The following is a 12642-nucleotide window of genomic DNA, read 5'->3' on the forward strand; positions in this document are numbered from 1 at the left end:
TTCACTCTTGGGAATACAATAAACCGGCTTGTCAGACGCTTATTTTTCTCTCAGTGCAGATATCTACGCAATTATGACGACGCAGAAATATAAAGATTTGATAAACCTCTAGCGATTGACAAGGAGAGATGAAAGCCAGCTGAAAATACCCCCTGAAATAGCTTGAAGCCCCCTCTTTGAGCACCGTACTATAGAGGGCGTGAGGTCACTTCCGGACCTTGCACGGGGCCACTTCCGGAGCCCCAGACGTAAAGTCACCGCACATTACAGCACCGATAAACCGCATAGAGATCCAAAGGGGGATCCAGTGTCCGCAACGATGAATCGCCGCACGGCATTCCGTGCACTCGGCGTAGGCACCGCAACCATCGCTCTCGGCTGTGCAGCTGCACCCGCAGCGCAGGCACAGCAGATGGCGCACCCGCAGAAGGCAATGACTGCCGACCAGCAGCTCAAGCTGATTCTGCGCCGCCTAGAGCAGGTACCTGCCCGTTTGAAGTATGCGAAGCCTGGATCCTCCAACCGCGTTAATAGCGGCATTGAGAGCGCACTGGGCAACCTGACCACCGTCCAGGGCACTGACGCAGGCCGTCAGATTGCAAGCGCTAAGGCCGCTGTTCGTAAGTCTGATGGACGCGCCCACGCAGCGCTCTCCCCCGTTGGTGTTATTGCCTGCGTTGTCAGTATTGCAAAGTTTGTCATTCAGCTGGGCATCGCCATTTACAAGCTTATTAAGGCACTCGTTAACGCCTTCAAGCAGTGGAAGACCTTCAAGAACATCGTGAAGGCCGTCATTTCTGGTGAAGCCCGCAAGAAGCTGGGTACTGAAACTGAAACCGTACTCAAGGCCATTTTGGGCATTGAGGACGTCCTCAAAAAGTGTGCATAGTCTACACACCGTACGGCTATGCGCTTGTTTAGAGAGCTAATCTTGGTGTTTCTTTAGCTTTCTAGACCCCGTTAAAGGGATGCGCCGCACGTGGAGTCACTGCATGGGCTCGCTGCGCGTCCGGGTAGCCGGAGGGTATGTCCTCGAGTGTCTTCGGCGCCTACCCAGCCCACCCCGCATGACCTCATGGTGCGGGGTGGGTTTCTTTAACCGCTCTTTCGACGGCTCTTCCGGGCGAGCGCTTCTTGAGCTTCCTCCCCCGCTACTCCCCTACTTCTTATTACCTCCTTATATATAGACAAAAATCGACCCCGCACCGGTTCACGGTACGGGGTCGATTTCTATACTCTACGTACTCAACGTAAGGATTACTCGCCGCGGGAGACGTTAATCATCTCGTCGCGGTCCACAACCTTCACACGGGCGCGAGGCTCACCGGCTGCATCCTTGGATGCGGCGCCCAGTGCCTTCTCGTGGTCGTCCAGGCGGTGCCAGCCTTCCCAGGTGGTGTACTTGATGCCCTTGGAGTCCAGGTAGGCGCTGAATGCCTCTGCCTCCGGCTCGGGTGCGGTGTAGAGGTTCTCGCGGTCCTCGAGCAGGTGGGTGATGGTCTCGAGTGCGTCAGACTTGGTGGAGCCAATCAGGCCGACGGGGCCGCGCTTAATCCAACCGGATGCGTACAGGCCGGGAACGACCTCGCCGTTCTCGTCCACGACGCGACCCTCAACGTTGGTGATGACGCCGCGCTTGTCGTCGTAACCGATTTCGGGCAGTTCGGAACCGAAGTAACCGATTGCACGGTAGACAGCCTGTACGGGGTAGTCCACGTACTCGCCGGTGCCGATGATGCCGCCGTTGCCGTCGAGCTTGTTGCGCTCCATGCGCAGACCCACAACCTTGCCGTCCTCACCGAGAATCTCGTGCGGGGACTGCAGGAAGTGCAGGTGCAGGCGGCGGGATGCGGTCTGCTCGTTGTTCTTCTGGTCTTCCAGCCAGCCGCGCAGGGTCTTCATCATGACCTTGGTCTGGGCGTTCTTCTCCATTGCTTCCTCGGAAGCCTCGTCGAACTGGAAGTCCTCTTCGTACAGGACGATGTCCACGTCGCGGGAGTGTGCGAGTTCGCGCAGCTCGAGCGGGGTGAACTTCATCTGTGCGGGGCCGCGGCGACCGAAGACGTGCACGTCGGTCACGGGGGAAGCCTTCAGGCCCTCGTAGACGTTGTCGGGGATTTCGGTGACGAGCAGGTCGTCAGCGTGCTTGGAGAGGATGCGGGAGACGTCCAGGGCGACGTTGCCGTTACCGAGCACTGCAACCTGCTCAGCTTCGAGCGGCCAGGTGCGGGGGTAGTCGGGGTGACCGTCGTACCAGGAGACGAAGTCTGCTGCGCCGTAGGAGCCGTCCAGGTCGATGCCCTCAATGTTCAGGGGTGCATCGAAAATCGCGCCGGTTGCGAAGATAATGGCGTCGTAGTGTTCGCGCAGGTCGGCGAGGGTCAGGTCCTTGCCGTATTCGACGTTGCCGAAGAAACGGATGTCACCGCGGTCCAGAACCTTGTGCAGTGCGGTGATGATGCCCTTAATACGGGGGTGATCCGGTGCCACACCGTAGCGGATCAGGCCGAAGGGGGCGGGGTAGCGGTCGAAGATGTCGATGGCGACCTCGACGGCGCCGGTGCGGACCTCTTCAGACTTGGTGAGGATGTCGGCGGTGTAAATACCGGCGGGACCTGCACCAATAACGGCGACGCGCAGGGGGCGTGCTGCTTCAGACACGAAAATCTTCCTTTCGAAGTTCACCGCGGGGCGCCCGGTGCGGCGCGAACAGGCGGTGAGCTTAGTGTTCACTTCTTGCCTATTTTACCGGGGATTGACGGGTGTTCGGGGGCTTATATGTCTTCGCCCACTAAATAGGACAATTTTCTGTCACCTAATCCGGGCGGGGTGGCGCGGCCGGTTCCGGAACCCTGCGCACGCGGCGGGCATAAAAACTGCCCCGCCCTCCGAGATGCAGGAGGGTGGGGCAGGGTAACGAAGACTAGAAAGCAGGGACTAGGAGGCGGGTACCGCCTCAAAGGTTACAACCAGCTCCTCGCGTTCACCGAAGCGGACCAGGTGGCGGTCCAGCACATCCGCCAGACCAGCAGCCAACTCGTCGTTTTCGGCGCGCACCTCCATGATGAGTGCGCCGTCGGTTGCGCGCAGGTCACCGTAGCCGCGGAAGATGCCGTCGCGGTTGAAGGTGAGGCGCAGGCCGTCGGGCAGTTCTGCGGTGCCAAGTTTGCGGCCCATGTGCGAGCCGAGCTGCTTGATGTAGCGGGCGGGGCGGTCGGTTGCTACGATGGCGCGCTGGCGTACCGGCAGGGATTCTGCGGCGGGGTAATTCTCAGCAGACTGGTTTTCAGCGGGGGTAGCAGTGTTTTCCTGGGGAGTTTCAGTCACGGCGGACTCCTTCTCATCTATGCCGAAAAAGGCTCACCACACTGAACCCTGCATCCGGCGACGCGTTGTTTCACCTCGAATATAGCAGGAACTTAGGGTTCACTAACTTAATATGTCATCGTTGTTCGCGCAGGGGCGATAAACAACCGTTCGTTACGCGCCTACCTCTTGAGCTTAATCTCAGCAGCAGCACCCAGGTGAGCCGAAGTCACAGCATCGTTCAGACGCTTAAAATCCGACCGGTCAGTATACGTAATCGTCAAAACAGCCTTCTGCCCATCGCACAGAAGAGTCTGGGAGAACTCAACATTCTTCGCAGCCGAACGAATAGCATTAAGCTCTTCAGTCCGCGCGAGAGCTTGCTGCACATCCTCCGGTGAAGAAGCTGTTGCACAGGCTGGTGTAGTGGTCGAATACTCATTCAGCCATGGCTCAAAAGCCCCGCCCCAGTACAAGCCCAGCAGAGCACCAACAAACACCACGCAAGATACTAGAACGCCCACCACTTTTCGCGGCAGATGCCGCGATCCATTCTTTTGAGGAGCATCGCTTCCTGAATTTTCCGGCACACGATCATACTCTTCACGAGCTAGGGGGCTCCTGGTCGTCATGATTCTTTCTCCTTCCGATGAGAATTTACGTTCACATCCGCTAGCCCCAAATCAGGGATTCTGGTAGGGGCTTCAAGACGGCATAGCCTATCGCAGGCGGTCATCATATCTGCATCGTGAGTCGCCACAATAACTGTGGCTCCACGCCGAGCAGCAGAGCTCAACAACTCAACAACCAATGCCCGGTTCTCAGCATCGAGACTTGCCGTCGGCTCATCCGCAAAAATGTAGCGCACACCCTTGTGGATTGCCCGAGCGATACCTACCCTCTGCTTCTCACCACCACTCAGCAGGGCAGCCGAAGTACGTTCCTTCCCTTCAAGACCAATGACGCTCAGAAGCTCGCGGCTCTCATCCGTAATTCGAGCACGACCAAAGGTCTTACGATCAAGCAGAATATTCTCGATAACGCTCCATTCCTCAATAATTCCGTAATCCTGAAAAACGAAGGAAGCTTCATCAGCCCAGAACGCCAGACGCTCCTTCTCACGAGCACGTTCCATATGCCGGCCCCCAATAACAACCTCACCCGCATGAGGCGGCATCAGCAGACCCAACACATTCAAAAGCGTCGTTTTACCGCATCCGCTCGGACCCACAATTCCAGTTAATTCCCCCGCATATGCCTCAAAGTGGGGACTCTGGAGAATGGGCTGCCCCTGCGCATACACCACAATATTGCGGGAGGCGATAGTTACCTCAGGATGTTCCCCATTACTAGAAGAGGGATAAACAGTATTCCTCATCATTCACTCCTATACGTGACGACGGTGAACCGTCGCGGTGAAGATACGGCTAAAACTCAGTCTCAGCACCATTGCCAGAATAGTGCCGTACAACAGCGGTGCCGCCAACGCTGAAAAAGCGTACTCTGCTCCCTGCACCAGAAGAAGTACCAACGCCGCAGCAGAGCAAAGGCACACAATGCAGGTTTCTTTCAGAAGGTACCCACTAAAAATTGTTCTAAGAGGCAGACCAGCAGTACGTAAAACAAAATCATTACGAGCACGAGCCGCAAGGGTAATGTACGTATTAATTGCTGTACCAATAACGAGTGCCGCGCAGAGAATTGCTAGGCCCACAAGATACGCAACATACCGGTTACGTTCGAGCTGCGCGATATAGAGGTGTTCTTCTCCCGCGCGGTCCACAGAAAGTAGGGTCTGCCCAATTTCCTCAGCGTTGTAGGCAGCCCGTACAGACGCAGGCTGAGAGACCATGACGTTACCGGTAGTCAAGGCCGCAGAAATAAAGGAAGGTTGTAGATTCTGCGTCGCCGATTCGGTTACCACAAGAACAGGCTTTTTATAGTTCAGAAGCCGTGAATCCTGAGAGCTCAAAGCAGGCACCTTTACCCCCGACGAGTTGGTTTTATCCTCCACAGTGAGCAGAGTAAATCCGCGATCCTCCCGGTCTTTCTGGTGGAAAGAATACTCTGCACGCAAAGACTGAGATCCAGGGAAGTTGCTATCCTCAACGTTCTTGAACGACAAGCCAAGACGTTGCTGAAGAAGGTCCACATAGGCGCGGTTCACCATAAGAGCACCATCGTATCCGCTACCCTCCAAACCCTTAACGTTTTCCAACGCATAGGACAGGAGGACACCGTTCCGTGATTCAAGAGAACCTAAAGCACGCACTGTGGCCTGGTCGTAGGAGGCGAGCGCCTGTTCATCCCGTATCGTCGCTTCAGGCACATTCACCCGTAAGGTGTACTGGTCAGAAAGAAGAGACCAGCCAGCCGCCGAATCGCTCCTACCCAAACTCACTTGAGCGCTTGAGACCAGACCCGGAATAGTGCACGCCACTAAAACCACCACAGCATACTTAGCGATTGCACTCGGAACTGTAAAACGTCGATACGCCGGTTCCCTACGTCCCACAGCAGTAATACTCGGCCAAGTCATGAGGTTGATCAGCAGTAGAGCAACCAGCATGAGAACGGTAAACACGGCAAAAATCAGCGCTGTAACCCCCAACAGTTGAGGAAGATGCGCCACACCGTACACGAACCCCTCTACGCATCCCATGCACAATGCTGTTACCGCTGCAGGAGGTAGCGCCAGGAGCAGGAGATCTTGTGCATCCCTTAGCTGCAGGCGCTGCGGGGAGTATCCGTTCAGAAGCAGAATATTCTGAGTTCGCGAACGGACCGACAACCACCCCATGATTGCGGTACAGAAGAGCACAGCGAGGCAGATAAGGCTCGTCAGAGAGCCCGAAGAAGTAACTGCCCCGTAGACAACACGCACCGGGTTAACGGAGGTAACTTTAACATCCATGCCTTGTTCACGGGCAAGGTTTTCAAAAGCACGCACAAATTCTTGGCTACCCGCTAGCGCGTATTGGCCGTCAAGCGAAGAATCCCCAAGTGCTCGTGACGGATATTTTTTCCCGTGCTTATCCGGGTCGAACCAATCAATAGTTTCACCGTCAGAGCTCAGTGAATTCGCCCCAAACACGTAGACGGATTTTCCGTGCCAGAAATCTTCGGGGTCGGCGACCACCTTGAGTAGCTGGGCACCATCGGCAGCGTAGCGATCCACCAGAGTATCAAAGTTCTGAATCAGCTCAGACTTAGACTGTTGCGAAGCACGCAGAGAAAGCTGTGCCTGCGCATTGGTACCCAGAGGAGCCTGCGTCTCCAGGACAGAGATGAGGGCGCTACCCAGCAGAAAGGTCAGAACCGTACACAATACTGCGCACACTCTCAGAGCATTTTTCATCGTTGAATCCCCGTCTGTAGCGGGTGGGTCTAAACTTCACCACCGCAGGCCTGGTGCTAGAAGACTACCACCTTCACAACCTAAATGGTATAGATTTTCGAATTATTTAGATTCAAAACATATATTTTTTTGCTAGTCAGCGGATTTTATAGTTTCTACAGTGCCTTTTCAGGCTTTCTGAACGAAAGCTGGGAGTTTCCTGGATTAACGCTTAGAGAAACTTTAACCGTAGAATATTTCGGTACAACAGTGTCACCTCCCCAACACACCGGGAAGTGGCACTTTTTTATGCGGGCTCGGAACCCCGGTGCCCGCCCCGACTATGAGTATCTACGGATTTTCACGAATGTCTTCTGAGAACACCGCGGCTCCCCAGACCCCCAAGGCAGAAGCCAAGGGCGCACTGGACCGTTACTTCAAAATCACTGAGCGAGGCTCCACCATCGCCGCCGAATTCCGCGGCGGCCTCGCCACCTTCTTCGCGATGAGCTACATCGTCGTGCTGAACCCCCTCATCATCGGCCTCGGCAAGGACGCATCCGGCAACGCCCTCGGTGTACCGCAGGTCGCAGCAATGACCGCACTGGTCGCAGGCGTCATGACCATCCTCATGGGTGTTATCGCCAAGCAGCCCTTCGCCATGGCGGCAGGCCTCGGCGTGAACGCACTGCTGGCAACCACCATCGCCTCCACCCCCGGACTGACCTGGCCCGCCATCATGGGCCTGGTTGTATGGGCTGGTGTGCTGATGACCATCCTCGTGCTGACCGGCTTCCGCACCGCAGTGTTCAACGCGGTCCCCGAATCGCTCAAGGTCGCAATCGTCGTCGGTATCGGCTTCTTCATCGCCTTCATCGGCCTCGTCAACGCAGGTATCATCCGCCGTATGCCCGACGCAGCCGGCACCACCGTGCCCGTCTCCTTCGGCGTGAGCGGCCACCTGCTCGGCTGGCCCACCTTCGTCTTCCTCTTCGGTCTGTTCCTCACCATTGCGCTGTTCATCCGCAACGTGAAGGGTGCAATCCTCTACGGCGTGCTCGCCTCCACCGCCCTCTCCATCATCCTGGAGAAGATCGTGCCCTCCGGCAGCTCGCTTCAGTCCCCCACCGGCTGGTCCCTGAACGTCCCCGTCTGGGACTCCAACACCAGCAAGCTGCCCGACTTCTCCCTGTTCGGCTCCGCTGACCTGTTCGGTGCCTTCGGCACCCTCGGCGGCATGGCTGCAGTTCTGCTGATCTTCACCATCCTCATCTCCGCGTTCTTCGACGCAATGGGCACCTCCGTCGGTCTCGCAACCGAAGCAGGCACCATCAAGGACGGCCAGATCGAGAACGTCGACAAGGTCCTGCTCGTGGACGCCCTCGGCTCCGTAGTCGGCGGTGGCACTTCCTCCTCCTCCAGCCAGATTTTTGTGGAGTCCGCAACCGGTATCGGCGCGGGTGCACGCACCGGCTTCGCGAACGTCGTCACCGGCGCACTGTTCCTCGTCGCAATCTTCCTGTCCCCGCTGGTCACCATCGTTCCCTTCGAAGCTGTTGCACCCGCAATGGTGTTCGTTGGCTTCCTGATGATCCGCCAGGCAGTGAACATCGACTGGAACGACTGGGGTCTGGGTATCCCCGCGTTCATGACCATCATCTTCATGCCCCTGTCCTACTCCATCGCGGACGGTATCGGCGCAGGCTTCCTGTCCTACGTCTTCATCCGCCTGGTGCAGGGCCGCGGCAAGGACGTGCACTGGCTCATGTACGTGGTTTCCGCAGTGTTCCTCATCTTCTTCGCTAACGGCCTGATTACCGGCTGGATGCACTAAATACATCGGGTGCCTCACCCTCCACACGTGGAGGCGCAGGCACCAGCTGGGCGGGGTATCGGCACCTTTGGTGTGCCGGTACCCCGCCCTGCGCTATTCTTTCCCCTGCAGCCGATCTGACTATAGGAGCGGGGAAACACCACATCACCGACTGGACCACCGCACACAACGCGTTTTAACGGCACAAGCTACGCGGCGGCGCCTACAATGGTTGAACCATTGTGGCGCCCGACCCGGGATCTACCCCGTGAGCCTGGCCCGTGAAATTCACCCCGGGCTTCACCCGCGAGCTTTACCCGCGAAACCGGCGGCGCAACAGTACACACCGAACAACATCAACGGATCCTCACATGTCTGAACCCCAGAAGGCGGCAGCACCCACCGGTGCGCTCGACCGCTACTTCAAGATTTCCGAACGCGGCTCCTCCATCGCCGCAGAATTCCGCGGCGGCCTCGCCGCCTTCTTCGCCATGAGCTACATCGTGGTGCTGAACCCCCTCATCATCGGCCTCGGCAAGGACGCATCCGAACGCACCCTCGGTATCGCACCCGTCGCGGCTGTGACCGCACTGGTTGCCGGCGTGATGACCATCCTCATGGGCGTTATCGCCAAGCAGCCCTTCGCCATGGCGGCTGGCCTGGGCGTGAATGCGCTGCTCGCCTCCACCATTGCCACCACCCCGAACCTGACCTGGGCAGACATCATGGGTCTGGTCGTTCTTGCCGGTCTGATCATGACCGTTCTGGTGCTCACCGGCTTCCGCACCGCGGTGTTTGAGGCGGTCCCCGAGTCGCTCAAGACCGCGATTGTGGTCGGTATCGGCTTCTTCATTTCCTTTATCGGTCTGGTCGACTCCGGCATTATCCGCCGCATACCCGACGCTGCCGGCTCCACCGTTCCGGTGACCCTCGGCGCTGGCGGTCACCTGCTCGGCTGGCCGACCCTCGTCTTCCTCTTCGGCCTGTTCTTCACCATCGCCCTGTTCATCCGTAACGTGAAGGGCGCGATCCTGTGGGGCGTGCTCGCCTCCACCGCGCTGTCCCTGATTCTGGAGGCGATCGTCCCCTCCGGTTCCGTGACGAAGGCGGCAACCGGCTGGTCCCTGAACGTGCCCTCCTTGGATGACATGAAGTTCACCACCCCGAACTTCTCCCTCATCGGTTCGGCTGACCTGTTCGGCGCGTTCACCCACATTGGCCCGCTGGCTGCTTCGCTGCTGGTGTTCACCATTCTGCTGTCGGTGTTCTTCGACGCGATGGGCGTTTCGGTCGGTCTTGCCGCCGAGGCTGGCACCATGAAGGACGGCAAGGTTGAGGACATCGACAAGGTCCTGCTCGTGGACGCTTTCGGTTCCGTTGTTGGTGGTGGCGCGTCCGGTTCGGCGAACCAGATTTTCGTGGAGTCCGCTACCGGTATTGGCGCGGGTGCACGCACCGGTTTTGCGAACATTGTGACCGGCGTGCTGTTCCTGCTGGCGATTTTCATCTCGCCGCTGGTCACCATCGTTCCTTTCGAGGCGGTTGCTCCGGCGCTGGTTGTGGTCGGCTTCCTGATGATTCGCCAGGCTGTGAATATTGACTGGACCGACTGGGGTCTGGGTATTCCGGCGTTCTTGACCATTATTTTCATGCCGCTGTCGTACTCGATTGCGAACGGTATTGGTGCCGGCTTCGTGGCATACACTTTCATTCGCCTGGTGCAGGGCCGCGGCAAGGACGTGCACTGGCTAATGTACTTGGTCTCCGCGGTATTCGTGATTTACTTCGGTATGGGCATCATTAACGGCTGGACTAGCTAAGTCCGCTAGCCCCGATAGTTTGCCTCGTTGAGAGGCGTCAACAAAGAATGGCAGAATCGTTCCGGTTTCGGAATGATTCTGCCATTTCTTTTATGCCCGCACTATGCATGTGTATAAGGGGCGTTAGCGGACGTCACCATCCACGTAGAACCAGGCACCGCCCACCTTCTCAAAGCGCGACAGCTCATGCATGCTGCCCTTCACCCGCTCCTCCGCAGGAACGCCCGGCACCGAACGGTAATACGCAACGAACTCCACCGTACCGGACGCATCAAACGGACCACCCGAAGAAGCCAGAATATCCAGGCGATACCAGCGGATATCATCCTCCAACTCCAAAGCGGCCGGACGAGTACTCGGATGCCAGCTCGCCAACAGGTACGCCGCATCCCCAGTCGCAAACGCAGTAAAACGCGAGCGCATCAGTTGCTCCGGCGCGGGAGCAGTCAGCGTACCGGAGGCGGCAAACTCGCCCAGGAACCTGCCGCAGCAGGCGCCGTACACCTCGCCGCTCGAGCAGGGGCAGCGGTCATCATGGTTAAGTTCAACCTGGTTCAGTTCAGTCATGCCAACCAGTATAAAGAACGCGCCACATCAAGAAAGCCCGCATCAAAAAGCACAGCGCAAAGAAACGCCCGCTCCGCCGGGGATACACATCCCCCAGCAGAACGGGCGTTCTTGTTTTCAATCGTTAAGTTTGAGCGAACCTACACGGTTACGCTTCAGCGGCAACGCTTATTCAGCGATTGCGCGAGCCGGGGTGTCAGCAGCCGAAGGCTTACCCACGTATGCGCCGCGGTACTTAGCAGCCGGGTGGGAGTCAGCAACCTTGGTGTGACCCTTACCGAAGATGTTCTCACGCAGGGTGTTGCCCTCGTACTCGGTGCGGTAGCGGCCGCGCTTCTGCAGCTCGGGAACAACGTACTCGATGAAGTCCTCGAAGGAACCCGGGGTGACGTGGTACGCCAGGTTGATGCCGTCCAGGCCGCCCTCGTCAATCCAGCGCTCCAGCTCGTCAGCAACCTGAACCGGGTCACCAACAATGACATCGCCCATGCCGCCGAGGGTGGTGTGCTCAGCAATGGCCTTGCGGGTCCACTTCTTGTCCTTCGCCTGCAGGGTGAAGGGGGTCAGGAAGGACTGAATCGACTCGGTCTGCACGTAGTTCAGGACCTCGTCCTCGTCGAACTGGGACAGGTCAACACCGGACCAGCCGCCGATGATAGCCTGTGCAGAGTCGAGGTTGATGTACTTCTTGTACTCCTCGTACTTTGCCTTTGCCTTCTCCTCGGTCTCATCCACGATGACCGAGAGCATTGCCAGGATCTTCACGTCGTCGCGGCTACGGCCCTGCTCCTCGGCAGCGGCGCGAATACGGTCGGTCACAACGCGGGTCAGGTCGGGACGCAGGGCGCTGATGAACACAGCCTCAGCGTGCTTACCGGAGAACTTCTGGCCGCGGCTGGATGCGCCAGCCTGGAAAATCACGGGGGTGCGCTGCGGGCTCGGCTCGGTCAGGGAGATGCCGGGCACGGAGAAGTACTTGCCCTTGTGGCCAATCGGGTGGACCTTGGAGGGGTCAGCGTAGATGCCGCGCTCGCGGTCCTTGATGACTGCGCCGTCTTCCCAGGAGCCTTCCCACAGCTTGTAGCAGACGTCCAGGAACTCGTCAGCGATGTCGTAGCGCTCGTCGTGCGGGATCTGGGTGGGCAGACCCTGGTTTTCAGCAGCCGACGGCAGGTAAGAAGTCACAACGTTGAAGCCGACGCGGCCCTCGGTCAGGTGGTCGAGGGAGGCGTAGCGGCGAGCCAGGGTGTAGGGCTGCTCGAAAGTAGCGGCAGCAGTCACGCCGAAGCCGAGGTGCTCGGTCACTGCAGCCATTGCAGAAATCTGGGTTGCGGGGTCATTCACGGGAACCTGAGCGGCACCCTCGATAGCGGGAGCGGCAGAGTTCTTGTACACGTCGTAGACGCCGACCACGTCAGCGATGAACACGGCATCGAACAGGCCGCGCTCAAGGGTCTTAGCCAGGTCAGTCCAGTACTTGATGGTGTTGTACTCGGTTGCGCGGGAGCGCGGGTGACGCCAGAGGTCGAAGCTCTGGTGACCGATGCAGGTCATCTCGAATGCGTTAACTACGATGCGCTTCTTCTGCTCAGCCATCGATTTTCCTTTCGCGAATGATCGGGGACGATCGGGTTTGGACCCTGCACCCCGCGCGCCGCCTCCTGATGCCTTCTGCGTTCGGTGGTGGCCTTCGTGCAGGTGGCGCGTTCGCGCCGTACTTGCCTCATTCCGTTGAGGCCAGATCATCATCTGGGGCACCCCGCTACGGGAGAGGGTTGCCGCCCGGCTAGCCAGAGCTT

General features: G+C 58.2%; 10 protein-coding genes and 1 riboswitch. Of the genes, 3 read left to right on the plus strand and 7 right to left on the minus strand.

Going from position 1 to position 12642, the window contains the following annotated elements:
- The first annotated feature begins 307 nt into the window (after positions 1–307).
- The gene (locus tag RQ593_RS05595; RefSeq protein ID WP_005507238.1) at positions 308–889 is read left to right on the plus strand and encodes a hypothetical protein; all 582 of its coding nucleotides are present in this window, start codon (positions 308–310) and stop codon (positions 887–889) included.
- A gap of 368 nt (positions 890–1257) precedes the next feature.
- Here the strand turns inward: RQ593_RS05595 and RQ593_RS05600 are convergent, their stop codons facing one another.
- From RQ593_RS05600 to RQ593_RS05620, 5 genes are all read right to left on the minus strand, one after another.
- The gene (locus RQ593_RS05600) at positions 1258–2661 is read right to left on the minus strand and encodes an FAD-dependent oxidoreductase (RefSeq protein WP_311450043.1); all 1404 of its coding nucleotides are present in this window, start codon (positions 2659–2661) and stop codon (positions 1258–1260) included.
- 276 nt (positions 2662–2937) lie between these two features.
- A complete protein-coding gene (locus RQ593_RS05605; protein WP_311450044.1) occupies positions 2938–3327 on the minus strand; it encodes a DUF2218 domain-containing protein in 390 nt (129 codons plus the stop codon).
- A 161-nt stretch (positions 3328–3488) separates the two neighbouring features.
- Positions 3489–3695, minus strand: coding sequence for a hypothetical protein (locus RQ593_RS05610; protein WP_257604973.1), 207 nt, complete (start codon positions 3693–3695; stop codon positions 3489–3491).
- A gap of 239 nt (positions 3696–3934) precedes the next feature.
- Positions 3935–4687, minus strand: a complete 753-nt coding sequence (locus tag RQ593_RS05615; RefSeq protein ID WP_311450045.1) for an ATP-binding cassette domain-containing protein — start codon at positions 4685–4687, stop codon at positions 3935–3937.
- 6 nt (positions 4688–4693) lie between these two features.
- Positions 4694–6664, minus strand: a complete 1971-nt coding sequence (locus tag RQ593_RS05620) for a hypothetical protein (protein ID WP_311450046.1) — start codon at positions 6662–6664, stop codon at positions 4694–4696.
- Between the two features lie 346 nt (positions 6665–7010).
- Between RQ593_RS05620 and RQ593_RS05625 the strand changes: the two genes are divergently transcribed.
- Positions 7011–8477, plus strand: coding sequence for an NCS2 family permease (locus RQ593_RS05625; protein ID WP_311450047.1), 1467 nt, complete (start codon positions 7011–7013; stop codon positions 8475–8477).
- Positions 8478–8827: 350 nt separating this feature from the next.
- Positions 8828–10276: an NCS2 family permease gene (locus RQ593_RS05630; RefSeq protein WP_311450048.1), complete on the plus strand. Its 1449-nt coding sequence runs from the start codon at positions 8828–8830 to the stop codon at positions 10274–10276.
- A gap of 123 nt (positions 10277–10399) precedes the next feature.
- On the opposite strand, the gene RQ593_RS05635 is transcribed toward RQ593_RS05630, so the two are convergent.
- Together RQ593_RS05635 and RQ593_RS05640 are read right to left on the minus strand one after the other, a co-directional pair.
- The gene (locus tag RQ593_RS05635; RefSeq protein WP_311450049.1) at positions 10400–10843 is read right to left on the minus strand and encodes a YchJ family metal-binding protein; all 444 of its coding nucleotides are present in this window, start codon (positions 10841–10843) and stop codon (positions 10400–10402) included.
- A 168-nt stretch (positions 10844–11011) separates the two neighbouring features.
- The gene (locus RQ593_RS05640; protein ID WP_311450050.1) at positions 11012–12439 is read right to left on the minus strand and encodes an LLM class flavin-dependent oxidoreductase; all 1428 of its coding nucleotides are present in this window, start codon (positions 12437–12439) and stop codon (positions 11012–11014) included.
- A gap of 113 nt (positions 12440–12552) precedes the next feature.
- Positions 12553–12642, minus strand: a riboswitch (SAM riboswitch). This riboswitch is flagged as partial in the annotation.

Source organism: uncultured Rothia sp. (genome assembly GCF_963507905.1).
In the GTDB taxonomy this organism is placed as follows: domain Bacteria; phylum Actinomycetota; class Actinomycetes; order Actinomycetales; family Micrococcaceae; genus Rothia.

Bases quoted from the DNA above. Each gene is read 5' to 3' on its own strand.
- RQ593_RS05635 (WP_311450049.1), bottom strand. From the start codon at position 10,843: ATGACTGAACTGAACCAGGTTGAACTTAACCATGATGACCGCTGCCCC.
- RQ593_RS05625 (WP_311450047.1), top strand. From the start codon at position 7,011: ATGTCTTCTGAGAACACCGCGGCTCCCCAGACCCCCAAGGCAGAAGCC.
- RQ593_RS05615 (WP_311450045.1), bottom strand. From the start codon at position 4,687: ATGATGAGGAATACTGTTTATCCCTCTTCTAGTAATGGGGAACATCCT.
- RQ593_RS05630 (WP_311450048.1), top strand. From the start codon at position 8,828: ATGTCTGAACCCCAGAAGGCGGCAGCACCCACCGGTGCGCTCGACCGC.
- RQ593_RS05640 (WP_311450050.1), bottom strand. From the start codon at position 12,439: ATGGCTGAGCAGAAGAAGCGCATCGTAGTTAACGCATTCGAGATGACC.
- RQ593_RS05620 (WP_311450046.1), bottom strand. From the start codon at position 6,664: ATGAAAAATGCTCTGAGAGTGTGCGCAGTATTGTGTACGGTTCTGACC.